Raw genomic sequence first — 26,986 nt, forward strand, 5'->3', positions numbered from 1 at the left:
AATGAGGGCTGACGACGTTCATAGGCAACGGTTTTTTAATTGCCGCATAGTCCCGGCGGGAGACTATGCGGGGACGGTCTCCCGCTTCGGGGATTTTGCGGTATAACTTCAAAAATCAATCACAATAACCACACCGGATCGACGTCTCCCCGTCCCGGGAATTTCGCGTTCCCATCATTCACAGTTCATCCTTAGCCCGCGATACCCAGCGCGGCGCGTCATTGGTGCGCTGGCGTAAAAGAAAATTCAATTGTGCGGCATGATGTTGAACATGCCTCATATTGTAGATCAGTAATTCCAGGACCGAATAATTCCGGTTGCCATCTTCCTCGATCCAGCGGTCCCCCAATTTTTCTTCTGTCAAGCCCGCGATCAACGCGTGGCATTTTTCACGGGACGATTGCAGGTAGGCCAGCAATTCGTTTTTGCTGTAAACCCGGTCCGGTATCATATCATCTATCGCATCTGCGGGGAGATTTTCAGGATCGGCGGTGGTGAAGGAAAGGGATGGAGAAAAATTCTTTTTCCAGGGAATGGTCAGATAGTATTCCAGGAACACCAGGCAATGATAAGCATTATAAAAAAACTTCTTCTCTGTATTCCACTTCTCTTCGGGCCACATCGCGATCGCGTTTTTAAGCATATCGATACTGGCGCCGAATTGTTTCCACAGACTTTCTTTTATGCCCTTGATCATATCATTGCCTGTTCGCGTTGGAATTATTCAAAATGAATCCGACGCCCTGGCTACCTAAAGATAAGTTTAAATTTGCGACCGAACTCACGGCCATCACGGAAATGTCCATTACCAAAAAAACGAAAAAAACGGTATATTAAAACCACGTCTTGCCTGTTTGAATCAACTACCCGGCTGCACGATGATTCAAATGACAGCGGTATGCATTTGAATCGGTTTAATAGCGGTTCGCCAGCATATAGCAACTTACAGGGATATCTGTAATTGTCATTTCTAAAAAAACGAAATGACATCACAATCATAAAACAGTCCTTCCGAAACTGTATCAAAGGCATTTGAAATGCATCTGTAAACTAAGGCAAAGCAAACATAACGAACACACACCGTACCAATTCCGGATTTCAACCTTGACAACCCTCGATACATTAAGATGTTCTGCAGAAATTAAGAATGGTCTTCCAAACCCCGTAGGGGTTTCCGATCATAACCCCGGGTGAAACCCGGAATAATGCACACAAAACCGAGCGCCACAGAAAAGCTTCATCGATATTCACAACCGTTTGGCGCGCATCTACGTGCTGCATGCTGGCGCAATTGGAGGGAGCCCCACGAAAGCGACGGTATCTGTCATGGCAACCAACGTAACGCAGAACACTTCTCGTCATCCCAATCCCTATGTCGCATTCCTCCCTCCAAATGTCGCTGTCAACCCCGTCAGCGAAATCATTTAAATGCTACGTTTGCAAGCAAACATCACCCGAAACCATAACTCCACATGCTCCAAAATAAAAATGCCATTCTCTACGGCGCTGGCGGTTCACTCGGCGGCGCTGTTGCCAAAGCCCTCGCCGCTTCCGGTGCCAAAGTCTTCTTAACCGGTCGTTCCATCACCTCCGTCCAAAAACTTGCCGACGAAATTCGCGCGTCCGGCGGCAGCGCAGACGTTGCTCAAGTGGACGCGCAGGATGAAAAAGCAATCAACAACCACATCCATTACGTTGTCCAGCAAGCCGGCACACTAGACATATCCTTCAACGCCACCGGCGACAAGGTGGTCCAAAACATCCCGCTGGTATCCATGACGGCCGGCGATTTCATGGACCCGATAAAGTTCATGCTGCAAACTCAATTCCTGACGACCACTGCTGCAGCCAAGGTGATGATCAAGCAAGGGTCGGGAGTGATCTTAACCCTCACGGCTACCCCCGGTGGCATCGGCTATCCCTATACCGGTGGTTTCGCCCCCGCCTGTTGCGGCGTGGAAGCGCTCGCCAGCAACCTGGCCGGAGAGATCGGCGCTTATGGCGTGCGCGTGGTAAACATGCGGTCCGGCGGTTCGCCCGATTCGCGCATCTTCAAAGAAGCCATCGACAAATATCCCGAGATGAAAACCGTCCTCGGCAACATGGAAGCAGACACGATGCTAAAAAAACTCCCGCTCATGGCCGACATCGCGAATCTTGCCGTGTTCTTGTCGTCATCCATGGCTGGCAAAATAACGGGCGTCACCGTGGACGTCACCAGTGGCACCACCGCCGGACTAAATTACCGGGCGCCCGGGGCATTCAAGAACCTGATCCAATGATGCGCGCCGCATCCAAAGGCTGCGTGGAAATTTCAAAAAGGCTGACGCCGGGTTTGTTCACGAGCGCTCAACTTTGTTCAAAACCGAGCAGCGGAATTCAGAAACCAGCCTAAATCAAGGAGCAATGCCTCGGGGTCAAGTATGGCATGATTGTTATTCCTACATTTAGGAAATAAGCTTTCGCTGTGAAGAAATAATCCAAGGCATGACGACTCCCCCGCGGCAAACACCTCCTAAACTCGCGCTCCGTTTTTTCCGGTGGTACTGCCATCCCCGGTTGCTCAGTCGTATTGAGGGAGATCTGATAGAAGTGTATCACGACGACCTGAAGAAATCCGGTAAGCGAAAAGCCGACTTCAAATTTATCGTGGATGTGTTCCTGCTTTTTCGGCCGGGCATCATCAAACCCGCAGAAGGTTATAGAAATATAAATCAATACGCCATGTATAAGAGTTACTTCAAAATCGGCTGGAGAAACCTGGTCCGCGACAAAGGTTATTCCCTCATCAATATCGGGGGACTTGCCCTGGGTGTGGCCGTAGCCATGTTGATCGGTTTGTGGGTAAACGATGAGTTGTCGCATAACAAACACCACGAACATTATAAGAGCATCGCCGCGGTGCTTCAGAATAATACGATCGACGGTAAAGTCGAAACGTATTCCAATCAGTCGTATCAGCTGGGTGCTGAACTGCGCAACAGCTATGGAAATTACTTCAAGCGCGTAGTGATGTCTTATCCAAGCAGCTCCATCTTATCGAGCGGGGAGAAAAAATTTACCGTAAAGGGTAGTTTTATGGAAGCGGAAGCTCCTGAATTGCTGTCGTTGCAAATGGTGCACGGAACGCGTACGGGCTTGCAAGACGTCACCTCCATTTTGCTTTCGGCTTCCGTGGCGCGCACGTTTTTTGGTGCTGAAGATCCCATTGGAGAAGTATTGCAACTGGACAATAGCGTTGATCTGAAAGTCACGGGTGTTTACCAGGACATGCCCGGTAATTCTGATCTTAAGGATGAACTATTTTTTATTGCGCCGCTCGACATCGAAGTGAAGCGTGGCAACCGGTTTTTAGGATGGGGCAACAACTGGCTGCAGGTGTTCGTGCAGGTGGCGGAAAATGTTGACATGGCGCAGGCCGCCACGGGCATCAAAGATGCCAAGATCAAAAACGTAACCGAATACGACAAACGGTTCAAGCCTGAATTGTTCCTTCACCCCATGGACAAATGGCACTTGTATTCGAATTTTGAAAATGGGGTGAACACAGGCGGACGCATTGAATTTGTCAGACTGTTTGGTGCCATCGGGGCTTTTGTATTGTTGCTGGCGTGTATCAACTTTATGAACCTGAGCACGGCGCGTTCACAAAAACGCGGCAAGGAAGTGGGTGTTCGAAAGGTGGTCGGGTCTGCACGCGGGCAACTCATTCGCCAGTTCTTCACCGAATCGTTCCTGGTGGTGGCCCTGGCGTTTGCGTTCTCTGTTTTGCTGGTTCAACTTTGCCTGCCCTGGTTCAATGAGATCGCTAGTAAGAACATCCACGTCGACTGGGCAAACCCCAGGCTCTGGATGGTGGTGGTTTCCTTTGTCTTTCTGACTGCGTTCGTTGCAGGCAGTTACCCGGCTTTTTATTTGTCGGCGTTCAATCCCATTAAAGTGCTGAAGGGCGCCGTGAAGCTTGGACGGTATGCTTCGCTTCCGCGCAAAACATTGGTGGTGGTTCAATTCACCGTTTCCGTCACGCTGATCATTGGAACGATCGTCGTCCATCAACAGATCGAGTATGCGAAAAACCGGCCGGTGGGGTATGACCTGAGTGGATTGATCACGCTTCCCATAAAAACGCAGGAGGTCAAGAAAAACTATAGTGTGCTGAGAAATGATTTGCTCGCGAGTGGTCTGATCTCGGAAGTGTCGACCTCCGAGACGACGGTGACGAACCTGTGGTGGTCGGACTGGGGCTTTCAATGGAAAGGCAAAGACCCCAACTTGCAGGACATGCTCTATAGGGGAGCCGTTGATTATGAATTTGGCAAAACCGTTGGCTGGAAAATAAAGGAAGGCCGCGATTTCTCCAGGGCATTTCCCTCCGATTCCTCCGCGATGATCCTGAATGAAACAGCGGTAGAATATATGGGCTTTAAAAATCCCCTTGGTGAAACGATCAAAGCTTACGGAAGAGAATATACGGTGATTGGCGTCGTTGAGGATATGTTGACGCAGTCGCTCTATCGGCCGAGCAAACAAACCATTTTTATCCTCGATCCTTTTGATCGCGCGAGTTTTATTAACGTAAAGATCAACCCACAATCCAGTGCGAGTGAAGCGTTGGATGCCGTTAGTAAGATCTTTGTAAAGAATAATCCGAACACGCCTTTCGAATACCGTTTTGCCGATGACGAGTTTGCCGACAAATTTTCGTTTGAGGCGCGCGTTGGAAAGCTGGTGGGGATTTTTGCGGTACTGGCCATCTTCATCAGTTGCCTGGGTTTATTTGGTCTGGCTTCTTTCGTGGCGGAACAACGCACAAAGGAGATCGGTATCCGTAAAGTGATGGGCGCGTCCGTATCGGGACTTTGGCAGATGTTGTCAAAAGACTTTGTTGTTCTGGTCATAATCTCCTGCCTGATCGCTATCCCTGTGGGTTATTATTTAATGAACGACTGGCTGAAGGGCTATGACTATCGAACCGAAATTTCGGGATGGGTATTTTTAGCAACAAGCTTCGGTGCGTTGGTGGTGACGCTTTTGACCGTGAGCTTCCAGGCGCTTCGGGCCGCATGGATGAACCCCGTGAAGAGCCTTCGCTCGGAATGAGGCTGCGTTAAAGACCGCTTGGGAAAAAATAAGCGCCCCAGGGAGCAAGAACAGCCAACACTTGATTTAAAAAAGATGAACGAAGTGTTGACAAAGGCGCGTTTAAGTTGCAATTTCATTCTGATTGATCCAGGAGGCCAGAACTTCATGTATTCCCGTTGAATTGGACTGGAAGTTCGGGATCCCGGGGAAATAGGATTGAAAAAGGTGTTCGACAGCCTATCCGTTGTTGAGCTTTCCCCCCACCTCAATATGTGCAGGCGTTGTAAGATTTCGGAGCCCGGACGGTCGCTGCACGTCAATTCTAAATACGAAGCTAAACAGGCAAGACCATGATAAAACGAATGGCGTTCCTTTTGTTTTTCTACTGGGGGTGTGTCCATTCCCTTGCGGCACAGACCGCAAAAAATCATTATAATGAAGGTGACGAGCAATTTGAAAGGAAGGATTATAAAGGGGCTATTCTGTGTTTCGATAGAGCCATACAACTTGATCCGGAGTTTATGGGCGCCTATTTATACCGTGGAGATGCAAGGGCCGCCCTGCAGGACCACCGTGGAGCGATTCAAGATTATACCCAGGCAATCGAGATTATACCGAATTATGCCGCGTATTTCAATCGGGCACATGAGAAGCTTGCTCTCAAAGACTATCCCGGGGTGCTTGCAGACATCGAGCAGGCTATTCGTTTTGCCAAGAAACAAGAAGACGCTTACAATCTGCGCGGGGTTGTAAAGTTAAGGCTTGACGATATGGAGGGCGCCATCGAAGATTTTACGAAGGTTATCGGGATCAATCCGAAATATGCATTGGCCTATAGCAATAGGGGAAATGCAAAAATCGGAATCAAAGACGAACCGGGCGCCATTCAAGACTTCAATAAGGCCATCGAACTCGATCCAAAGAGTGCAGACGCCTATGATGGTTTGGGATTGGTGAAGATCAAGCGCGGTAATTGCGCAGGAGCGCTCGATGACTTCGGCAAAGCCATTGAAATCGACTCAACGGATGCCATTGCCTATAAGAACCGGGGCTATGCAATGATCAAACTCAAGGACTATGTTGGCGCCCTTCAAGACTACAACAAAGTCGTTGCGATTAGCCCGGACGCCCCCGATGCTTATCAGGCTCGCGGATATGTAAAGTACCTGTTGAAAGATTATACCGGAGCGCTGAAGGATCTCACGACGGCCATTCATCTCAATCTGCAGAAATCGGAAGTTTATTTTCTGAGGGGAATAGCAAAGGCTAACCTGAAAGACCATGCCGGAGCCATCGATGACTTCGATAATGCCATAAGGCTTGATAAAGGGAACGCAGAGGCCTATAACAATCGAGGATGTGCTAAAACTGAAGTTAGAGACTTTGAGGGAGCCCTTCGGGATCTCAATACAGCCATTAAACTTGACCCCAAACTTGCCAGTGCTTATGGTAATCGCGGGGTAATGAAATTCCGACTTAAAGATTACAGTGGAGCTTTACAAGACCAAAGTAAGGCCATTGAACTTGACCCGGAAGATGAAGGGCATCACTTCCATCGGGGAAAAGTGAAGTATGAACTGAACGACTGGCCCGGCGCGCTGCAAGATCTCAATAGGGCAATAGCACTCAGGCCAGACCATTCAGACGCTTTGAGCGCCCGCGGTGCAACGCTGTCCAGGCTTAAGGACTATGCTGGGGCTTTGCAGAACTTTGATGAAGCAATCGAAATTGATCCGAAGAATGCCGAGGCATATTCCAATCGAGGTGTGACAAAATTCGAGCTCAAAGACTTTGCGGGGGCTACCCGGGATCTCAACAAAGCCATTGCGCTCGATGCGAATGATGTGAATGGCTATAACAATTGGGGGATCGTGAAGACTGACCTTAAAGACTATTCCGGTGCGATCCAGGATTTTGACAAAGTCATCGCCCTGGATACGAACCGTGTGGATGGCTATACCAATCGGGGGAGGGCGAAGACTTACCTTAAAGACTATTCCGGGGCTATACGGGATTTTAACAAGGCCATTGAGCTCGATCCCTTGCATGTCGATGCGTATCGCAACCGTGCGTATGCAAAGGAACAATGCGACGACGATCTGGGAGCGCTACGCGACTACGATACCGCTTTGGAATTAAAACCTGATGATGAAGACGCGTATAGCCGTCGGGGTTCTCTAAAATACAGATTGGCAGACTATGTTGGATCGCTTCAGGACTACACGAAGGCTGTAGAACTCAGTCCAAAAAACGCGAATGCCTATGGCGACCGGGGATACACGAAAGTAAAATTGGAAGACTATGCAGGGGCCCTTCAAGACTACGCCATGGCCTTGGAACTCGATCCATCGTGTGTGGCGGCCTACAGCGGACGGGGATTTGTAAAATTGGAAAAGAATGACATCGATGGGGCGATACTGGATTTTCATAAGGCGCTGGATCTCAATCGAACGTCCGACCAAACGTATAATGACCTGGCCTATGCAAAGCTAAAGCTCAAGGACTATACTGGAGCCCTTCAGGATTGCAACAAGGCCATCGAACTAAACCCCAAGAATGCAGATGCCTATAGTAATCGCGCCGATGCAAAATGTGAGCTGGGAGACTACACGGGAGCCCTTCGCGATTGTTCCACGTCGTTGGAACTCAATGCCAAAAACGAATGCGCTTACCATGTTTTGGGTAAAATAAGATCAAAGCGCAAGCAATATAAAGAGGCCATTAAGGCTTTCGACAAAGCCATCGAGCTGAATCCAAAATTTGCAGAAGCTTATAAAAATCGAGGATTGGAAAAAATTTTAAAGGGCGATCGAACTCAGGGCTGCTCAGACTTGAGCAAGGCCATGGAGTTAAACGATTCCACTGCTTATGTTTTGATAAAGCAATATTGCAAGTGAATAGGTAACGGCTAAATGTTGCCATTTGGTTGATGTTGATTGCCTGAATATCCTCCTCGAATCAATCATGGCACAGCGTGATGATCTAAAACGATTGAACAGGTATCAAGAGGGAAATCAATGTTTATGGTCACTCGCTGAATGATCCCAAAACCAATCCGGCCAACCCCTTAATCTCCCAACAAAAAAAGCACATCGTGCACACACCTGTGTGTTTCTCGCGCACACACTTCAGGCCACTTTTACTTTTGTTAACGTCATCAAGTTTATCGCGCACATCCTATAATGAACCTTGCTCAACAAAAGAATTACCATTACTTTACCCGTAGATCAATAAAGCCCTAACCATTCTAACGCGCATGAAACGAAGAGACTTAGTTAAAAAATTAACTGCCCTGCCTTTTGCCGGAGGTTTTTTACCACTCGCCGCATCGGGAAATCCGGCAGACAATGTCCAGCCCGCATCCGGCCCATTGGTACCCGGTCCATCGATCTACGAATCGATCGGTGTGGAACCCATCATCAATTGCAGGGGAACGTTCACCATCATCGGTGGTTCGGTGGAGCGGCCCGAGGTCGTCGCCGCCATGAAGGCAGCATCGGGGCACTTCGTTCAATATGATGAACTGGCCTATGGCGTAGGACGCCGGCTGGCGGAAGTTACCGGTGCAGAATGGGGAATGGTGTCGTCGGGATGTGCTGCAGGAATGAAACACATCACCGCCGCTTGTGTTACGGGTGGCAACCCGGAGAAACTCATTCGCATTCCCGATCTGAAAGGCTTTGAGAAGGATGAAGTGATCATCCCTGAGTATTCCAGGAACGTATACGACCACGCCCTCCGAAACATCGGCGTCAAGATCGTTACCGTGAAGACCGCCGAAGAACTGGAACGTGCTATCAACCCGCGAACCGCACTCATCTATATCATGACCGGCGAGGAGTCCGAGCCGGGTCAGCCCCTGTCGCTGGAAGTGATCGCCTCGAAAGCGAAGCCTAAAAACATTCCCGTGATGGCGGACGCGGCGGCAGAAATTCTGACCATCCCCAATGTCCATTTGAAACAAGGAGCAACCGTCGTGGTCTATAGCGGAGGCAAAGCCATTTGTGGTCCCCAATGTGCCGGCCTGGTCCTCGGCAGCAAGGACTTGCTCATGTCGGCATGGCAGGCCAGCTCACCCCACCACGGCCCGGGCCGCGACAACAAAGTGGGCAAGGAAGAAATGTTGGGCATGCTCGCCGCAGTGGAAGCGTGGGTGACGCGCGATCACCAGGCAGAATGGAAAACCTGGCTCACCTATACGGACTATATTGCCAAACAGGTTTCAAAAATCGAAGGCATCAAAACATCCGTGGAAGAACCCACCGGCCTTTCTAACCGGTCGCCCGTATTGAATATTTCATGGGATCCCGACAAGCTCAACATCACGGGCGAAGAAGTGGCCGAGATCTTTGCCAGGAACAAACCGAGAATTGCCATTGGAGGCAGAAGTGAAAAAGACAAGACGTCCATCAACATCACCACTGGCCAAATGCAACCCGGCAACGACAAAGTGGTAGCCGAACGCATCGTGAACCTGCTCTCGCAAAAGCGGCCACCGCGGGTCACCACGATGGCGGCGCCCAGCGCGAAGATCAACGGGCACTGGGATGTTACGGTGGAATTTTATTCCAGCAAGAGCACGCACAAACTCTACATCGAGCAAGACGGCAACTGGATCCAGGGCACGCACACGTCCGACTTCTCCGTTCAGGAAGTGATGGGTATGGTGGAAGGCGACCAGGTGAAACTTCGCAGCAATCTCCGGATGCCCGGCGATGGCATCACCTACATGTTCTCCGGAACCATTGCGGGCGATGCATTTTCAGGGTCCATCTATCTCGGCGAATATCAAACCGCAAAATTCACCGCCAAACGCTCCACCTACAAGGTAGAACGCAGACGCGTTGTGATCCCCGGCGGCCCGCCGTTGGCCACTTAGGCCAGTGGTCTTGACTTGACATAATCGAAAATGAAAACGCTTTATCGAAAGAGCATCCTCTGTGGCATTCCCACCAGTCTGCTCGTGTTGCTAAGCCTGGTGTTGCCTGCGCAGGAGATTGACCTGCTGGTGAAAGGCGGCCACGTCATCGATCCAAAAAACAAGATCGACGCGGTCATGGATGTCGCCATCACCAACGGCAAGATCGCGCAGGTGGCGGCAGACATCCCGGCCAGGAGCGCCAAAAAGGTGATCAATGCCACGGGCCTGTTGGTAACGCCGGGCTTGATCGACATGCACGTGCACGTCTACAACGGCAACGACGACGCCTACATCGCTAACGGACCTACGAGTGTCGCTCCCGACGGCTTCACGTTCCGGGCGGGTGTCACCACCGTTGTGGACGCCGGCTCGTCGGGGTGGAAAAATTTTCGACAGTTCAAAGCACAGACCATCGACAAGGCACAAACCCGCGTGCTGGCCTTTCTGAATATCGTGGGCACCGGAATGGTGGGCCGCCTGGAAGAGCAGGATGTCAACGACATGAACCCCGTCATGACGGCGAACATGATCCGCCAACTTTTTCCGCAGTTGATCGTGGGAATAAAGTCAGCGCACTATTGGGGCGATTTCACACAAGTAGATAAAGCCGTTGAGGCGGGCAAGCTGGCCAGCGTGCCGGTGATGGTAGACTTTGGTGAGCATGAGCCTCCCAATTCCATCGAAGCCCTTTTCATGAAACATTTAAGACCCGGCGATATTTTCACGCACACCTATTCTTATGGACCCGACAAGCGCGAAACCGTGGTGGATGAACAGGGCAAAGTGAAACCCTTCGTCTTCGAAGCACAAAAGCGGGGGATCCTGTTTGATGTCGGTCATGGTGGCGGCGCGTTCTCCTGGCGACAGGCTGTGCCGGCGATGCAACAAGGTTTTAAACCCGACATCATCAGCACGGACCTGCACACGCAAAGCATGAACGGGGGGATGAAAGACCTGGCCAATGTGCTGTCAAAATTTATCAGCATGGGCATGACTGTCCCGGACGCCATCTACAGGGCCACGTGGTCGCCGGCCAATGTGATTAACCGGAAAGACCTGGGGCATCTCTCGGTCGGAAGCGATGCGGATGTCGCGATCTTTACGTTGAGAAAAGGAGATTTCGGCTTCCTGGATGTGCGGGGCACAAAATTAAAAGGGACACAAAAACTGGAAGCCGAGTTGACCATTCGCGCCGGAAAGATCGTGTGGGACCTCAACGGACTCAGCGCACCGCTGTGGGATGCTAAATAGACAAAATACCAAATTGAAGACCGCGTTCACATTTGCAAAGCTCCTGTTCTTCCTTCTCTGTGCAACCGTAGCACGGGGTCAGGCGATCGATCTTTTGTTAAGAAATGGTCATGTGTTCGATCCAAAGAATAATATCGATGCCGTGATGGACGTCGCCATCGTGGATGGAAAAATTTCCCGGGTGGCCACCAACATTCCAGCGGCAAATGCCAAGCAGGTGATCGACGTGACCGGCTTTTATGTTTGCCCGGGTTTGATCGACATTCACGAACACGTTTTTGTTGGCAGCAACCCGGAAACGTTTGCCGACGGAAGCCTGAGCATCTCACCCGATGATTTCGCACTCAAATCGGGCGTGACCACGGTAGTGGATGCCGGCACATCGGGATGGCGCAATTTTTCGGTGTTCAAGGATCACGTCATCGACAGATCTAAAACCCGGATCCTGGCTTTTCTGAATATTGCCGGGACCGGGATGAGTGGGAAGCCAACACAAGAAGATCTCAACGACATGGATCCCGATAAGACCGTGGAGACGATCCAGAAATTTCCAGACATCATTGTCGGTGTGAAGATCGGTCACTACGAAGGGAAAGAGTGGTCGCCATTTGATCGCGCCCTCACCGCAAGCGAAAATGCAAATGTTCCACTCTTAGTGGAATGCCACTTGCCTCAATATTCCCTGGAAGACCAGCTCACGCACATGCGACCGGGCGACATCATCACGCATTCCTATGAGAAAGTGTCCGAACGAATGTCGGTGGTGGATGACCAAGGCAAGGTGAGGCCCTTTGTAATGGAAGCGCAAAAGCGCGGCATTTTATTTGACCTGGGCCACGGCGGTGCAGGGTTCTGGTTTAGCGAAGCAGTGCCGGCGTTGCAACAAGGCCTCGCGCCGAATTCTTTTGGCACAGACTTTCATCGCTTCAGCATGAACGCGGGAATGAAAGATCTGCTGAACGTCATGTCCAAATACATGGCCATGGGAATGACAAAAGAAGACGCCCTGCGACGTGCCACCTGGGCACCGGCCAAAGCGATCAAACGCGAAGACCTGGGTAACTTGAGCGTGGGCGCCGTTGCCGATGTAGCGGTGTTGAGCCTGCGTGAAGGTAACTTTGGATTTACGGATGCGGGAGGAAATAAAATCGAAGGCCATCAGAAGTTTGAGGCGGAATTGACCGTGCGCGCCGGAAAGATCGTGTGGGACCTCAATGGAATCTCCGCGAAGAAATTTGTAAAGTAGCCGGCGTCGGTCAGCGCATATAAATGAATAGAAACCTATTGAATACTTAAAATATGAAAACTACGATCAGCCTGCTGTTAATGATGTGCTTCTTCCTCACGGGAAATGCGCAAACCCCAAAAACGTTCAATCTTGTTGTTGGAACCTACACCAATCCCGGCAAAAGCAAGGGCATGTATGTCTATAGCTTCAACAGCGGGACCGGTGAACTAACGTATAGGACGGAATCTGAACCGATAAAAAACCCGACGTACCTCACGGTGTCGACCGACCGCAAGCACATTTATGCCGTGAGCGAAGTGGGCGATGGCAAGGAAAGCGTGAATGCCTATTCGTTTGATCCCGCCAGCGGAAAGATCACCTTCATCAACAGCGCCAGCACCGGTGGCGGCGGCCCATGTTATGTGGCTGTCGACAGCAAAAATAAAATGGCCTTTGTGGGTAACTATGGCGGCGGCAGCCTCGCGGCTGTAGCCATCAATGCAGATGGTTCATTGGGCGACAAACCCCAATTTATAAAGCACTCGGGCAGCAGCGTAAAGAGCAACCAGGAGAAACCGCACGTCCACGCCACGGTGTTGTCTAACGACGATCGTTTTCTTTTCGTACCCGACCTGGGCACGGACAAAGTGAATGTCTACCAGGTAACGGCCAATAAAGAACAACCCCTGAAAGCCGCCGCGCAGCCTTTCGCAAGCGTTGCCCCTGGAAGCGGACCGCGTCATTTTATTTTTAATGCCAGTGGGAAACAGGCCTATCTCATCCAGGAGATGACCGGCGTGGTCACCGTGTTTGATTATTCCAATGGAGAACTGAAGAGCAAGGCATCGGTTTCGTTGCCAGTATCCGGAGCGCAAGGAAAAATAGATGCTGCCGACATCCACATCTCACCCGATGGAAAATTCCTGTATGGATCACTGCGCGGCGATCAGAATGAGATCGTGGTCTGCTCCATCGATAAATCCGGCGGGCTTGCTGTTATCGGTCGTCAATCCACCTTGGGCAAGACACCACGCAACTTTGCGATCGATCCTACCGGCAATTTTCTGCTGGTCGGAAATCAGAACAGCGACAACATCATCGTTTTCAAACGCGATCAAAAAACAGGATTGCTCAGCCCCACAAACATCAAGATCTCGATCGGTGCACCGGTCTGTCTGAAATTTGTTGCCGCCAATTAGAATCAAATCGGATCGCGAGTCGCTAACGAAACAGAACGGCGATTGAACATGAAGATCGCAAGAACAGAGAAGAGACTGTCTAAAAAGGGCAGTCTCTTTCTTTTGTAGTCCAGGCATTAGTTATTGTCTGTGCACGCGTTTACAGTGATCAGGTCGAATTTAAGACATGGTTAGAGTGACGTTCCGGATTTACAAGCATTGTTCCTGCATCGTCTTGTGTGTGGTCAGGGCTAAAGCCCGGGACGAGGAGTTACTTTTAACCCTGGCCTAAAGGCCAAGTCTATGCACATATCTTTCGAAAAAAAAGAGCACAAATGAATAACCCCGGACTTCAGCCCGGGGTACACAGCCATATTTAATCACGGGCTTTAGCCCTGACTGCTCCTATTTCGAACCACGAAAATTCTTATCACAAGTTCGCGATAGTTGTTTTTAGAATTGCGAACTTAAGATTGGGCTATTCCATTCCGCGCCACCGCGGTACCAGGTTCTTGATTTTACAAATTAAACGACATCGCTATGTTAAGCAGCATATTGGCAAGCTTTTATGAAAGAGACATTCGCAAGCTGATCGAAGAGATCAACTTATTTAAGAACGAAGAAAACCTGTGGAAGACCCATGGGTCTCTGAAGAACTCCAGCGGCAATCTTGCTTTACATATTATTGGAGGAACGAATTATCTTTTCGGGACCGTACTCGCCCAAACCGGCTATGTCCGCGACCGCGACCAGGAATTCATTAGAAAGGGCGTGCCCCGAAAAGATCTGGTGACGCAACTGGAAGAACTCATCCCGATCATCAACAAAACCGTGAAAGACCTCACCCCAGACCAACTGGAGGCCGACTACCCGCTGGTTTTCGACGGCGCCAAACGTTCCAAGAGCTACCTGTTCGTGCAGTTGCTGACCCATTTAAATTACCACCTCGGACAAGTGAATTATCTCCGCCGGGTGCTCGAATAAGCATCCCCCAAAAAAAATTCTTTCCTTTTCGTGCAACCTTTTCCCTTTTCCGAGTACTCTATAGGCAAAGGCGAAACAAATCAATGAAAGGAACCTACCTGGGCGAATTTGAGGAACTCGTGTTGCTTGCCGTCGGCATCCTGTTCGACGACGCCTATGGGCTTTCGGTCGTGGATCAGCTTGAAAAGCAGACCCGGCGGCCGATCATGATCAGCTCCGTACACAAGGCGCTGGTCCGGCTCGAAGACAAGGGCTTTCTGAAATCGAAAATGGGCGGCGCCACCCAAACGCGCGGTGGGCGCGACAAACGCCTCTATACGTTGACCCACGCCGGGGTCGGCGCCCTGCGTCAGTCGCGTGAACTGCGCAACGACATGTGGAGACAGGTTCCTGGGATCGTGTTAGACGGATCGGTATGAACAAACCGCAGCCACCTTTATGGGCCACGCGGTTGTTCCGCTCCTTCTGCAACGATCACTTGTCGGATGCCGTGCTGGGTGACCTCGTGGAGCTGTACGAGCGTCGCGTAAGTGAACTCGGCAAGACAAAAGCCGATGTGCTTTTTGTATGGAACGTCATTCAGTTTGTTCAACCTTTTGCGTTGCGAAAAAAGAAATCATCACCCCAAAATCATTACGCTATGTTCAGGAACTACTTCAAGATCGCCTTCCGCTCCATGTCGCGGCAGAAAATGTACACGGGCATCAAGATCGGCGGCTTCGCCATCGGTTTGGCCACGTGTATGATCATTGCGCTGTTCATTCGCCACGAGCTTAGTTATGATAAATACTATGCCAACGGCCCGCGCACCTACAGACTTTACAACCACTATGAAGGACCCGACGGCGGAAAGTGGACATCATTTCCCGCGCCGCTGGTGGGCATCTTGCGAAATGAATTTCCGGAAATCGAAAAAGCCGGCCGGCTAATACCTTACAAATGGTTTAACGCAGGCAGCAACCTGATGCGCCCTGAAGACCAGACCGAAAACACTTACGAGGAAGGATTTGCCTATGCAGATCCCGAACTTCTCGATATTTTGGAAATACCCATGCTCTACGGCAATCGCGACCACGCGCTGGACAAACCGAACACCATTGTGTTTTCGCGAAAGATGGCCGACAAGTATTTCCCCGGCCAGGATCCCGTGGGCAAGACCATCATCTTCAACGATGACACGAAACGTCCCTATATGATTGGTGGCGTCATGGAAAATTTTCCTCCCACTTCTCACCTGCAATACGAATTCCTGATCACGCTAACCGGCGAGGAATTTTGGAAAGATGAACAAGGAAGCTGGTGCTGCTGGAATTACAATCCCTATATCCGGCTCCGTGCCGACGCCGATCCTGTGGCATTCGAACAAAAACTTCAGTCGATCATAAAGAATCACTACGGTCCATTCCTCAAAGAAGGAGGAAGCGCGAGTCTCGAGGATGTGCTGAAGCACCACAAGATCAGGACCCAGGCGATTGGCGACATTTACCTGGACTCCGATGGCATCAACGACATCATCCCACATGGCGATAAGCAGTACATCCTCTTGTTTGGTGGCATCGCCGGTTTCATTCTCCTGCTGGCTTGCGTCAACTTCATCAACCTGTCTACAGCGAAGTCGGCCAACCGGGCGAAGGAAGTTGGCTTGCGAAAAGTAGTGGGTTCTGTCCGTGGAAATCTGGTGCGCCAGTTTCTTACCGAGTCCGTACTATACAGTCTTATTTCATTCATCCTGGCGGTTGCCATAGTTTGGGTAACATTGCCTTATTTCAGCACATTTGCCGGCAAGACCCTCGCGATGCCCTGGGGCGCATGGTGGATGTTCCCCATCTTGATAGGTGCGGCCTTGGGCATTGGAATTGTGGCTGGCCTCTATCCCTCGTTCTATCTGTCGGCGTTCAAGCCGATCGATGTATTGAAAGGTGCCGTGGCCCGCGGCAGCAGGAACTCCACGCTGCGAAGTGCTATGGTAGTTTTTCAATTCACAACCTCGATCGTCCTCATCATCGGCACGTTTGTGATCTATCGCCAGATGAATTTCATCTTGCATACCAAGATCGGGTTCGACAAAGACCAGGTGATCATGATCCAGGGCGCCAACACCCTGGGCGATCATCGCGAGACCTTCAAGGAAGAGTTGCTCCGCCAATCTGCGGTAGCGAGTGTCACCAGTTCAAACTACCTGCCCGTCAGCGAAACCAATCGCGACCAGAATGGCTTCTTCAAAGAAGGCCGGTCGAAGCAAGACCGGAGCATCGGCGCACAACGCTGGTATGTCGACACAGACTATATCAAAACCCTGGGCATGAAGATCGTTGAAGGCAGAGATTTCATTCCGCGCCTGGCTTCTGACTCATCGTCGATCATCGTCAACCAGGCCATGGTCAAGGCGATGGGATTAAAGGAACCTGTCGTGGGGCAGAGGATCGAGAACTGGAGAGTGTACACGATCATTGGGGTCGTAGAAGACTTTCATTTTGAAACGATGAAGGAGAAGATCGCTCCGCTCACCCTCGTGGTGGGCAACGGCGGTTCCATCGTTGCTGTGAAAGTCAAGCCTGGCGACATGCGGCAGACGATCGCGAACATTCAATTGATCTGGAACAAGATCATGCCCAACCAGCCTTTCCGCTATACCTTTATAGACGAAAGCTATGCGAGAATGTATCAAGACGTTGAACGGACAGGCAACCTGTTTGCCGGCTTTTCAATGTTGGCCATCCTGGTGGCCTGCCTGGGACTTTTCGCACTGTCGTCGTTCATGGCCGAGCAGCGAAAGAAAGAGGTGAGCATCCGTCTGGTGCTGGGCGCCACCATCGGCAACATCTTTCGCTTGCTCACAAGGAGCTTTGTGATCATGGTACTCGTGTCGTTCGTGATTGCCTCGCCCCTGGGGTGGTACATGATGACGCGCTGGCTGGAAGGCTACAGCTACAAGACCGAGATCACCTGGGACGTATTCGTGGTTGCCGGATCGGCGGCCGTGGTCATCGCCTTGCTCACGGTAAGTTATCAGGCCGTGAAAGTTGCCCTGGGCAATCCGGCGGCGAACTTGAGATCGGAATAATCAATGCGCTTGCGGGGTGCCACAGTAGGAACAAGGATCGAATCCAGGGTTATCTGAAAAAAAAGTCGACAATTTTCTGCAACTATTTTCAGTTTTCGAGTACCCGTTTAGAAGAAGTCTTTCTTACACGCTAAACCACGTCCTATGCTCAAGAACTACTTTCGTGTTGCGCTCCGAAATCTTTTGAAGTATAAAGGATACGCTTTCATCAATATCGCCGGTCTGGCCACCGGCATGGGCGTCACCATCCTGATCGGTCTCTGGGTCCATGACGAGTTGACCTTCGACCAAACGCATGATCATTACGACAGGATCGTCCAGGTCATGGAGCGCGTGACAAATAACGGCGAAACTGAATCATGGCCGTCGTTTCCCGCGGTGATGGCTGAAGAGATCCGCAGCCGGTTTGGAAGCGACTTCAAGCATGTGTTGCAATCCTCCTGGACGAGCAACCACATCCTGACGGCAGGGGATAAGAAATTCAGCAAGCGCGGTAATTTTTTTGAACCGGGTATCCTGGATATGCTTTCGGTGAAGATGCTGAAAGGGACACAGCATGCCTTAAAGGATCCGCACTCCATTGTGCTTTCAGCATCCCTTGCCAGGGAGTATTTTGGGGATTCGGATCCTATCAATCAACTGATGCGCATCGATAATAAAGAAGATGTTCGCGTGACCGGTGTGTTTCAGGATTTTCCTGCGAATTCCTCATTCAAGGAAATAAAATATATTCTGCCCTGGGCGCTATATCTTATCGCCAATCCATGGGCTGAAAAAATGGACGATCCCTGGGGCAACAATTTCACGCAAGTGTTTGCGGAACTGGCTCCCCAGGCCGACTTGAATGCCGTGTCTCACAAGATTCACAATGTCAAATTCGACCGGGTTTCCGCCCGTGAGCGCCAGTCCAACCCACAAGTATTTCTTCACCCGATGAGCCGGTGGCATTTGTATTCGGAATTTAAGAACGGCGTCACTACAGGAGGGGGCATTCAGTTCGTTTGGCTTTTCGGAATCATCGGCGCGTTTGTGCTCACGCTGGCCTGTATCAATTTTATGAACCTGAGCACGGCCCGGTCGGAGAAAAGAGCAAAGGAAGTGGGCATCCGGAAATCGGTAGGCTCGCACCGCGGTCAACTCATCAGCCAGTTTTTTTGTGAATCGATTCTCATCACCTTGCTGTCGTTCGTCGTGTCGTTGTTGCTGGTCTATGGCGCGTTGCCGGCGTTCAACAGCGTGGCCGGCAAGGAGCTTTCGTTACCCTTAGTAAGCCCGGTCTTTTGGATCGCGGGACTTGGTTTTAGCCTGATCACCGGATTCATCGCCGGCAGCTACCCGGCTTTGTACTTGTCGTCCTTCCAACCCGTGAAAGTATTGAAGGGGACTTTCCGCGCGGGACGATTTGCATCGCTGCCGCGGAAGATCCTGGTCGTGCTGCAGTTCTCGGTTTCGGTGGTGCTCATCATCGGAACGGTGATTGTTTTCCGGCAGATCGAATTTGCCCGCAGTCGCCCGATCGGATATGATCGCGATGGGCTCATCAACATTTTCACGACGGTCCCCGACTTGCACATTCATTTCGATGCCGTGCGCAACGAGCTGAAATCCGCTGGCGCCATCGAGGAGATGACCGAGGCGGGAAGTCCCACCACGGCGGTATGGATTTCGAACGGAGGTTTTGATTGGAAGGGAAAGAACCCGGAGCAGACCGTAAATTTTCCCAACAACTACGTGACCTACGAATTTGGAAAAACCGTAGGGTGGACGTTCAAAGAAGGCCGCGATTTTTCGCGCGAGCACGCCACCGATTCGCTGGCGTTTGTGATCAACGAGGCAGCTGCAAAGTTCCTGGGTTTTAAAAACCCGGTCGGTGAGACGCTGATCTGGAATGAAAGACCGTATACGATCATCGGGGTCATCACCGACATGTTGGTGGAGTCACCGTATGAACCGCCGCGGCCGTCGTTGTTTCATATCTCCAAAGAAGAGGGAGGGGTGTTTATCATGAAGCTTAACCGCAGCAAGAACGCAAAAGAAGCGCTGTCCAAAGTGGAGGAGGTCTACCGCAAGTATAGCCCCGAGACGCCGTTCGAATACCGGTTTGTCAACGAAGATTACGCGCGGAAATTTGGCAGCGAGGAGCGGGTTGGAAAACTCGCCAGCTTCTTTGCATCCCTGGCCGTGCTGATCAGCTGCCTCGGCATTTTTGCGCTGGCATCGTTTGTGGCGGAACAGCGCACGAAGGAGATCGGTGTCCGAAAAGTATTGGGAGCGACCGTTTTTCGTTTGTGGGCCCTGCTCTCAATCGATTTCGTTGTATTGGTGATGATCTCCTTTGTGATCGCATCGCCCGTGGCGTATTACTTTATGCAAGGCTGGCTCAGCAAATATCAGTTTCATACACCGATCGCGTGGTGGATCTTCGCCTGCGCAGGTGCGGGCTTGCTGTTGATAACGATGTTGACAGTGAGCTATCAATCCATCAAGGCCGCCAGGGCCAACCCGGTAAATAGTCTGAGATCAGAGTAAGTCTATCGATCTGATTTAAATTGTATAGTTAAATGAATGTGCCAACATCGAACAGGCTCGTCGGGAAATTCTATACCGTTTGCAAAACATTATAGTGTCGATCTTGTTTCGTGATCCGTTCGGTTGATGTCAAATCAAATGAACTTCGTCGCGTTGCGGTTTGTGTTAAGGTGTTAGTTTCTTAAATTCACCTAACGTTAAAATTCGAATAACCTAAACCTAAACCCAAAGCAAATGAGACATTTGTTACCCCCCCTTATTGTCCTTATGTGCCTGCTTGAGTATCCGGCGTTTTCACAAACGCGACTTATCACCGGCACGATTACCGATCAATCCACAGCCGCGCCCCTCGCGGGAGTTAGCATTGTTGCAAAAAACAGCAGCGCCGGAACGACCTCCGGTGAAGACGGAAAATTTTCATTGCAAGCACCGTCTTCCACAACCATCCTCGTGTTTTCGTTCATCGGTTTTGAAACGCAGGAGATCAACATCACGGATTTGTCCACCGTCGATGTTAAACTGGCGCCTACCACCAGTCAACTCGAGGAGATCGTTGTATCGGTGGGACGCGGTTCGCAACGAACGATCACCGACACGCCCTTGCCGGTGGACAACCTGACGGCGAAAGACCTGACGTCGACGGGGCAATTTACGTTCGACAAGGCGCTTCAATATAGAGTGCCGTCGTTCAATTCGGTGAACACCCCCGTAAACGACGCCACCACGTTGCTGGACCCTTACGAAATACGCAACCTGGGTCCGAGCCGCACGCTGGTGCTCATCAATGGCAAGCGTAAAAATCTGAGCTCACTCCTGTATGTGCAATTCGCCCCAGGTCGCGGCGAAACGGGAGCCGATCTTTCGGGCATCCCCACCGACGCCATCAAACGCGTTGAGATCCTTCGCGACGGTGCATCGGCGCAATATGGTTCCGATGCCATTGCGGGCGTCATGAACGTCATCCTGAAAGACAAATTCGAATATGCCACACTCAACGTCAATGGGGGTGTCACGCATAAAGGCGATGGTGGTTCTTATGGGATGTCGTTTAACAGCGGCAAGAATTTTTCGCGCAACGGATTTATCAACTACACCATTGCGTTTAACCAGGCCAACAACGCGGTCCGTTCGGGCATCATCGATGTGCCGACCGAAATTGCAACCTTTGGCGATCCGACCGTACCCATGTCGGACCCAACGAACGCCGCCATTGTGAATTATCTTAAGGTGTACCCCACCGGCAACAACATCAACGGTACGGGCACCACTTCGGCAGCGAAATTTTTGTACAACCTCGGCATTCCGCTGGGTGAAACCGGCATACTCTACAGCAACGCCGCTTTTGTGTCGAAAAAAGTGATCAGTAACGCCAACTTCCGCGTGCCCTATTGGAAGAAAGACTATGGCCTGCTTCATATACCCGACCCCAACGGTGTGGACTACACGAACAGCACCGACCCGGCAGAGATTGCCCTGTACAAAGGTTACACCGGCTACATGCCAACGTTCGAAGGAGACCTCACCGACTACAACGCCACCCTGGGAATAAAAGACAGCAACAACGGATGGACGTACGATATGAGTTTCACGACCGGCGGGAACAGTCAATTGTACACCGTGAACAATACCGTCAATCACACCCTGAAGGAAGCAAGTCCCACATCGTTTAAACCCGGTGGCTATCATTTCAGTCACATCGTAGGGAACATCGACGTGAGCAAAACCTTCGCCGACAAATTCACGGTAGCGCTGGGCGCCGAAGCCCGGCGTGAAACCTACAAGATCATCGCAGGCGATAAAGCTTCTTATGAAGGCGAGGGCGCCAATTCGTTTCCCGGCATCCGCGAAGAAAACGCGACCACCAACAGTCGTTTCAACATGGGCGGCTATGTCGACCTGAGCTGGGACATCACGGACAAATGGCTCGTGGAAGGCGCAGCCCGTGCCGAACGGTACAGCGACTTCGGCAATGCCTTCGTGTGGAAGGCGACCACTCGCTATAAATTCCTGGAAGACAAATTGATTTTGCGCGGCTCTGCCTCCACCGGTTTCAGGGCACCGACCTTGCACCAGATCTATGCACAATCCACGCAAGCATCATCGGCCAACGGCACGATCGTGTTGTCGGGGTTGTTCAACAACCGCAGCAAGGAAGCGTTTGCCCTGGGCATACCGTTGCTGAAGCCTGAAAAGTCAAACAACTATACTGCCGGCATCGGCCTCAATCCATTGCCGAACCTGAGCATCACCGTGGATTATTACAGCATTACGATCTCCGACCGGATCGTGTACAGCTCGTCCATTACTTCCGACGATCCCAACAGCACACTCGGTCAAATCCTGGAGAAGGGCGGATTGTCGAGCGTTCAATTTTTTATCAATGGCATCAAGACGCGGACAAACGGGTTGGACTTTGTGGCGAACTACAAAAACATCAGCCTGGGAGCGGGCAGGCTTGGCGTGAACCTTGCCGGGAACGTGAACTTGACCAATAAAATTATTGGAGAACCCAACAATCCCCCAGCCATCAGCGAAGCCGGGTCAACGATCCTGAGCACGCAAATACGTTCGTTGCTTACCGAAGGACGCCCGCGCTATAAAGTTATTCTCGGCGGCGACTACAATGTGTCGAAATGGAGCTTTGCACTGAACAACACCTTGTTCGGCCCCACGAAATTTCAAGACCTCGACAACGGCGGCGCCATCATGGAGCACATCAAACAGGAGTTTTCGCCGGCGGTGGTGACCGACCTGAACATCGGTTACAACATTACACAGTCGCTGAATTTTTCGTTTACGGTAAACAACATCTTTAACGTACTGCCGAGCTGGAAGCTTGTGGCAAAGGACAGCGAAGGACAACAAGTGCTGAACGATGCAGAACAGAAAAACCTGCTGGAAGGATTTCTCTGCTTTAGCGGACGCTACCGGATCCTGGGTTACAATGGTTCACAATTCAGCCAACTGGGCACCACGTTTATGGCGCAGCTGACCTTTAAGCTATAGCCTGTAGAATAAATTAAATAGAAACACGCCGCGGTGATCGTAATGATCTGCCGCGGCGTGTTTTTGTTTGACAATCCCTCGTGGTGGATCGCCTTGATTGGACAGAAGAATTATTTCACAGCAAAAGCAATCACCGAATTTTCCCACGCCAGCGACACCTCACCTTTGGGTGAAACCATATAGGTTAGCTTTTCAGCAAAAGCTTTTGACTTTTTTACCGGCACGCTGATTCGCAGAACATCTTCGTCCTGTTTATAGCTGAAGGCACCCCACTTGATGGTCTTGTTAAAAATAACCGTCGCTTCGTTTTCGGTGGGAATAATAAAGAATGCATACTTGCCGGCCGACAGCTTTTTACCTTCCACCGTGGCATCGGCAGAAAGTGTGAAAGCGGTGGTTTCGTTAGCGCCGGCGCGCCATACCTGGCCATAGGGCACCAATTCTCCCCAAATTTTTCGACCTTTAACAGAAGGCTGTCCGTAATCGATCGTGATGGTTTTTCCGTTTACGGTAGCGGATGCTTGTGCGGGGGGACTCGGGCGAGCAGCTTTGTCATCTTGGGCAAGCAAAGCGAAGGGGACCAACAGGATGCAAAATAGCAATGCGTTTTTTTTCATAATGGTTTAATGTTTCGTTGAAATGGTTAAAGCGTTTGATGGCCAGATACGCATGCAGGGTGTTCAAGTTCTGTTCAAGTCTGTTCAAGCGTGTTCAATAATTTAGTACTCTGATAATCAATGGATAACGAAAAGCAGCATCTCGACAAGTGCAGGCAACAAATTGAAGAAAAAGTTGGCTGGGGCCCCGGTGCGGAATGGCAAAACCAGGACTTCGAGGCGCTGAGTGCGCGGATCTATAAAGAAACGAAGGTCTCGCTGAGCGTCAGCACGCTTAAAAGATTATGGGGAAAGATCCGCTATGAGGGCACACCCAACATGGGCACGCTGAATGCGTTGGCCCAGTTTGTCGGTTACGAAAACTGGCGGGCGTTTACCGTGAATGGCTTTGGCCCGCCGTCAAACGGTGCGACAACGAAAAACGGGGTGGCCACAAAAGAGAAGACGACGTCCACCCGTTCGAATATCCCGAAGGCCGCCGGAATAATTATTGCCGTGGGCATCGCGGCCAGCATGTTTTGGTGGATCTCAAGCCGGCCCAAGACGTTGAAGTATGACCACATTGTTTTCAGCAGCCAGCCCGTGACCAACACCGTGCCCAACACGGTGATCTTTAACTACAACGCCAAAGATTCCAACGCCGATTCGGTTTTCATCCAACAAAGTTGGGATCCCCAGCGCAGGTTTAGGGTGGATAAGAACCTGACCGAATATACCAGCACTTATTATTTGCCAGGCTACTACAGCGCCAAACTTGTTTTGAATGCCACCGTCGTGGCAGCGCACGACGTCTTCATCGAATCCAACGGCTGGCTGGCCACCATCGACCGGGAGCCCATTCCCCTATACATGAGTGAAGACAAAATTTTGCACGACGGTATTTTGCAGGTGAACGATGATTTTTTTACCCAGCAGAAAATCGATCTCGAAAAGGAAGGGCTGTGGACAAGTTTCTTTCGCGTGATGAAAAATGAGGTTGTTTCAGACACGGCCTTTCAAATGGATGTGACGTTAAAGAACACGTTTGGAAAGGGCGCCTTGGTGTGTCAGAAAACCCAGATCGTGTTGATGGGAAACACGGGGGCCATTCTCATTCCGCTCAGCATAAAAGGCTGTGTGGGTGAATTATTTTTACAGACGGATGAATCGCACGACGGCAAGACCAACGACCTGTCGGCCTTCGGCGTTGACTTTTTAGATTGGGTGACGGTGCAATGCCGTGTGAAAGACAAAAAAATCTCCATCCGGGTAAACGATGTCCCGGCCTTTGAAGGTGACTATAAAAATGGGATCGGGCATGTGGTAGGCACCCGGATTATGTTTGCTGGCACCGGTGCGGTGAAGGATTTTGCTATGAAGAAAATTTGAGACACTTGCATCAAAAGCGCAAGCAATACTTACAGCGTATAGGCCATAACAAGTATCGCACGCAAAGCCGCGTTCGACCAAATCTCACGAGATCAATTTCAAAAAAGTTAAAAAATATTTCCTGAGGCCTGTCGAATCCTGAAAACCCGATCGTCATTGGTTTGTAAACAATAAAATTTCAAACCAATGGGAAAAATTATCAGTTTTATCAACACGACTCCGGATGGGTTTGCGGATAGTCAATATGTGACTCCGGACGCTGAATACTTTGAATTTGTTCATGATATCCTGACCGAGGTGCAAACCGTCGCCTATGGACGCAACACGTTTGAGTTGTTCCAGCAGCTCTGGCCGGTAAGACTCGAAAGTGATGCCACGCCCTATTGGCAGATGAAAATGGCGCATGCCCTCACCGACATCCCCAAACAGGTGTATTCATCGGCACTAAGCACCACCACCTGGAAGAATTCGACGATCGTCAGGGACCTCGATGTTAAAGCGATCCGTCGATTCAAACAGGCGGATCAAAAAGGTTTGCTGACTTTTGGTAGCCTGGCATTGGTAGCGGCCCTCACCCAAAACCAGTTAGTGGACGACTATTATTTCTGCATCCAATCGCTCATCGGCGGCGGCGGCAGCACCCGCCTGTTCAGCAAGACCGCATTGAATGCGCCCCAGCCTTTGAAATTAAAATCGACGAAGGTCCTGCAGTCGGGCGTGGTCATTGTGCATTATCAACGCGCCGATCAATAAGCGCCAGCAATTTCAATTTAACACCTAATCATATCTGCTATGAAAAAAATAGTTTTTCAAATCGTCCTGATGTCCTTTATAGTTTTTAATGGCCAGGCGCAACAACCAAAAAATTCCAATTTAGAAGAAGCAAAAAAGGCGATCGCCGCGAGCAACGCGATTTATTTCCAGGCCTTTGCCAAAGGCGACTCGTCACTGTTCATCGACCGCTATGCAAAGGACTGCTGGATCATGCGGCCCAATACCCCGGCGCTTTGTGGGGTCGACGCAGCCCTTGAGTTTTTTAAGATCGGTTATCAAAAGTTTGGCGTCCGGGATGGCAAGTTTATCACGATCGATGTATTTGGGGATGGAGTGGAATATGTCACGGAAGTAGGCTTCTTTCAATTATTGGATGCCGGCAACAAGGTGGTCGACAATGGCAAATCCCTGGTACTGTGGAAGAAGAACCCCGACGGCTGGAAAATGTTCCGGCATTCGTTTAGCAGCGACCGGCGCAAATAGAGGGCGCCAAAAAAATATTTTTAAAAGTTTGTCGAATGCGGAAGATCCGATCGTCATGTATTTGTAGCACCGGAAAATTTCGGGACCCATGAGGAATTAACGGCGGGCATGTCCGCAACAACCTATAAAACAATTAATAGCAAACGCATTATGGAAAAATTTATGCTCTTTTTCAGAGGTAGCGATGTCTACCAACCCGGCCAGTCGCCCGAGACTTTGCAGAACCTTAAAGAAAAAATGATCCATTGGTTGACCGACCTTTCTGAGCAAGGGACGCACGTAGCCAGCGAACCATTGGAAACTACCGGCAAACAGGTTTTTGGTTCGGGGAAAACGGTGATGGATGGCCCTTTTGGAAAATCGAGAGAGATTGTTGGGGGTTGTACGATCGTGCAGGCCAAAGATCTGGATGCGGCCATTGAAATTGCAAAAGGCTGTCCTATTTTAGAATCGAATGCAAACATTGAAGTGCGCCCTATCCAGGGCATGTAGACTTAGTTT

Annotated in this window: 18 protein-coding genes; 16 read left to right on the forward strand and 2 right to left on the reverse strand. The window is 50.6% G+C overall.

Annotated features, from left to right (window positions below):
• Positions 1 to 178 precede the first annotated feature (178 nt).
• Entirely contained in the window at positions 179 to 697 is a 519-nt protein-coding gene (locus BUB30_RS29975; RefSeq protein ID WP_073141996.1) for a DinB family protein, read from the reverse strand.
• Between the two features lie 775 nt (positions 698 to 1,472).
• Between BUB30_RS29975 and BUB30_RS29980 the strand changes: the two genes are divergently transcribed.
• The 12 genes from BUB30_RS29980 to BUB30_RS30035 all read left to right on the forward strand — a co-directional run bounded on the left by BUB30_RS29980 (position 1,473) and on the right by BUB30_RS30035 (position 23,243).
• Positions 1,473 to 2,282: an SDR family NAD(P)-dependent oxidoreductase gene (locus BUB30_RS29980; RefSeq protein WP_073141998.1), complete on the forward strand. Its 810-nt coding sequence runs from the start codon at positions 1,473 to 1,475 to the stop codon at positions 2,280 to 2,282.
• 205 nt (positions 2,283 to 2,487) lie between these two features.
• Positions 2,488 to 5,100 carry an ABC transporter permease gene (locus BUB30_RS29985; RefSeq protein WP_221408819.1) on the forward strand — a complete coding sequence of 871 codons (2,613 nt, stop codon included), beginning with the start codon at positions 2,488 to 2,490 and terminating at the stop codon, positions 5,098 to 5,100.
• Between the two features lie 332 nt (positions 5,101 to 5,432).
• Positions 5,433 to 7,979 carry a tetratricopeptide repeat protein gene (locus BUB30_RS29990; RefSeq protein WP_073142000.1) on the forward strand — a complete coding sequence of 849 codons (2,547 nt, stop codon included), beginning with the start codon at positions 5,433 to 5,435 and terminating at the stop codon, positions 7,977 to 7,979.
• 359 nt (positions 7,980 to 8,338) lie between these two features.
• A complete protein-coding gene (locus BUB30_RS29995; RefSeq protein WP_073142002.1) occupies positions 8,339 to 9,961 on the forward strand; it encodes an aminotransferase class V-fold PLP-dependent enzyme in 1,623 nt (540 codons plus the stop codon).
• 30 nt (positions 9,962 to 9,991) lie between these two features.
• Positions 9,992 to 11,254, forward strand: a complete 1,263-nt coding sequence (locus BUB30_RS30000; protein ID WP_073142004.1) for an amidohydrolase/deacetylase family metallohydrolase — start codon at positions 9,992 to 9,994, stop codon at positions 11,252 to 11,254.
• Between the two features lie 13 nt (positions 11,255 to 11,267).
• A complete protein-coding gene (locus tag BUB30_RS30005) occupies positions 11,268 to 12,500 on the forward strand; it encodes an amidohydrolase/deacetylase family metallohydrolase (protein WP_245804201.1) in 1,233 nt (410 codons plus the stop codon).
• Positions 12,501 to 12,553: 53 nt separating this feature from the next.
• Positions 12,554 to 13,681 carry a lactonase family protein gene (locus BUB30_RS30010; protein ID WP_073142008.1) on the forward strand — a complete coding sequence of 376 codons (1,128 nt, stop codon included), beginning with the start codon at positions 12,554 to 12,556 and terminating at the stop codon, positions 13,679 to 13,681.
• 519 nt (positions 13,682 to 14,200) lie between these two features.
• Positions 14,201 to 14,644 (forward strand): DinB family protein, encoded by a 444-nt coding sequence (locus BUB30_RS30015; RefSeq protein ID WP_073142010.1) that lies wholly within the window; start codon positions 14,201 to 14,203, stop codon positions 14,642 to 14,644.
• Positions 14,645 to 14,727: 83 nt separating this feature from the next.
• A complete protein-coding gene (locus BUB30_RS30020) occupies positions 14,728 to 15,063 on the forward strand; it encodes a PadR family transcriptional regulator (protein WP_073142012.1) in 336 nt (111 codons plus the stop codon).
• Positions 15,060 to 17,708, forward strand: a complete 2,649-nt coding sequence (locus tag BUB30_RS30025) for an ABC transporter permease (protein ID WP_084138473.1) — start codon at positions 15,060 to 15,062, stop codon at positions 17,706 to 17,708. Before BUB30_RS30020 ends, BUB30_RS30025 begins: the two co-directional genes overlap by 4 nt.
• A gap of 144 nt (positions 17,709 to 17,852) precedes the next feature.
• Positions 17,853 to 20,237 carry an ABC transporter permease gene (locus tag BUB30_RS30030; protein ID WP_073142014.1) on the forward strand — a complete coding sequence of 795 codons (2,385 nt, stop codon included), beginning with the start codon at positions 17,853 to 17,855 and terminating at the stop codon, positions 20,235 to 20,237.
• A 234-nt stretch (positions 20,238 to 20,471) separates the two neighbouring features.
• A complete protein-coding gene (locus tag BUB30_RS30035) occupies positions 20,472 to 23,243 on the forward strand; it encodes a TonB-dependent receptor (RefSeq protein WP_073142016.1) in 2,772 nt (923 codons plus the stop codon).
• Between the two features lie 110 nt (positions 23,244 to 23,353).
• On the opposite strand, the gene BUB30_RS30040 is transcribed toward BUB30_RS30035, so the two are convergent.
• On the reverse strand, positions 23,354 to 23,860 hold the full coding sequence (locus tag BUB30_RS30040) for a DUF2911 domain-containing protein (RefSeq protein ID WP_073142018.1): 507 nt from the start codon (positions 23,858 to 23,860) through the stop codon (positions 23,354 to 23,356).
• A gap of 120 nt (positions 23,861 to 23,980) precedes the next feature.
• On the opposite strand from BUB30_RS30040, the gene BUB30_RS30045 reads away from it, so the two are divergent.
• The 4 genes from BUB30_RS30045 (at position 23,981) to BUB30_RS30060 (ending at position 26,977) form a co-directional block, all read left to right on the forward strand.
• Positions 23,981 to 25,228, forward strand: a complete 1,248-nt coding sequence (locus BUB30_RS30045; RefSeq protein ID WP_073142019.1) for a hypothetical protein — start codon at positions 23,981 to 23,983, stop codon at positions 25,226 to 25,228.
• 186 nt (positions 25,229 to 25,414) lie between these two features.
• The gene (locus BUB30_RS30050) at positions 25,415 to 25,981 is read left to right on the forward strand and encodes a dihydrofolate reductase family protein (RefSeq protein ID WP_073142021.1); all 567 of its coding nucleotides are present in this window, start codon (positions 25,415 to 25,417) and stop codon (positions 25,979 to 25,981) included.
• Positions 25,982 to 26,020: 39 nt separating this feature from the next.
• On the forward strand, positions 26,021 to 26,485 hold the full coding sequence (locus tag BUB30_RS30055) for a YybH family protein (protein WP_084138474.1): 465 nt from the start codon (positions 26,021 to 26,023) through the stop codon (positions 26,483 to 26,485).
• Positions 26,486 to 26,593: 108 nt separating this feature from the next.
• On the forward strand, positions 26,594 to 26,977 hold the full coding sequence (locus tag BUB30_RS30060) for a YciI family protein (RefSeq protein ID WP_084138475.1): 384 nt from the start codon (positions 26,594 to 26,596) through the stop codon (positions 26,975 to 26,977).
• The last annotated feature ends 9 nt before the right edge of the window (positions 26,978 to 26,986 follow it).

Origin of the sequence: Chryseolinea serpens, assembly GCF_900129725.1 — a bacterium.
In the GTDB taxonomy this organism is placed as follows: Bacteria; Bacteroidota; Bacteroidia; order Cytophagales; family Cyclobacteriaceae; genus Chryseolinea; species Chryseolinea serpens.

Bases quoted from the DNA above. Each gene is read 5' to 3' on its own strand.
- BUB30_RS30000 (WP_073142004.1), top strand. From the start codon at position 9,992: ATGAAAACGCTTTATCGAAAGAGCATCCTCTGTGGCATTCCCACCAGT.
- BUB30_RS30050 (WP_073142021.1), top strand. From the start codon at position 25,415: ATGGGAAAAATTATCAGTTTTATCAACACGACTCCGGATGGGTTTGCG.
- BUB30_RS30040 (WP_073142018.1), bottom strand. From the start codon at position 23,860: ATGAAAAAAAACGCATTGCTATTTTGCATCCTGTTGGTCCCCTTCGCT.
- BUB30_RS30045 (WP_073142019.1), top strand. From the start codon at position 23,981: ATGGATAACGAAAAGCAGCATCTCGACAAGTGCAGGCAACAAATTGAA.
- BUB30_RS29985 (WP_221408819.1), top strand. From the start codon at position 2,488: ATGACGACTCCCCCGCGGCAAACACCTCCTAAACTCGCGCTCCGTTTT.
- BUB30_RS30055 (WP_084138474.1), top strand. From the start codon at position 26,021: ATGAAAAAAATAGTTTTTCAAATCGTCCTGATGTCCTTTATAGTTTTT.
- BUB30_RS30035 (WP_073142016.1), top strand. From the start codon at position 20,472: ATGAGACATTTGTTACCCCCCCTTATTGTCCTTATGTGCCTGCTTGAG.
- BUB30_RS30030 (WP_073142014.1), top strand. From the start codon at position 17,853: ATGCTCAAGAACTACTTTCGTGTTGCGCTCCGAAATCTTTTGAAGTAT.
- BUB30_RS30025 (WP_084138473.1), top strand. From the start codon at position 15,060: ATGAACAAACCGCAGCCACCTTTATGGGCCACGCGGTTGTTCCGCTCC.
- BUB30_RS29975 (WP_073141996.1), bottom strand. From the start codon at position 697: ATGATCAAGGGCATAAAAGAAAGTCTGTGGAAACAATTCGGCGCCAGT.
- BUB30_RS30010 (WP_073142008.1), top strand. From the start codon at position 12,554: ATGAAAACTACGATCAGCCTGCTGTTAATGATGTGCTTCTTCCTCACG.
- BUB30_RS29995 (WP_073142002.1), top strand. From the start codon at position 8,339: ATGAAACGAAGAGACTTAGTTAAAAAATTAACTGCCCTGCCTTTTGCC.
- BUB30_RS29980 (WP_073141998.1), top strand. From the start codon at position 1,473: ATGCTCCAAAATAAAAATGCCATTCTCTACGGCGCTGGCGGTTCACTC.
- BUB30_RS30020 (WP_073142012.1), top strand. From the start codon at position 14,728: ATGAAAGGAACCTACCTGGGCGAATTTGAGGAACTCGTGTTGCTTGCC.
- BUB30_RS29990 (WP_073142000.1), top strand. From the start codon at position 5,433: ATGATAAAACGAATGGCGTTCCTTTTGTTTTTCTACTGGGGGTGTGTC.
- BUB30_RS30060 (WP_084138475.1), top strand. From the start codon at position 26,594: ATGTCCGCAACAACCTATAAAACAATTAATAGCAAACGCATTATGGAA.
- BUB30_RS30015 (WP_073142010.1), top strand. From the start codon at position 14,201: ATGTTAAGCAGCATATTGGCAAGCTTTTATGAAAGAGACATTCGCAAG.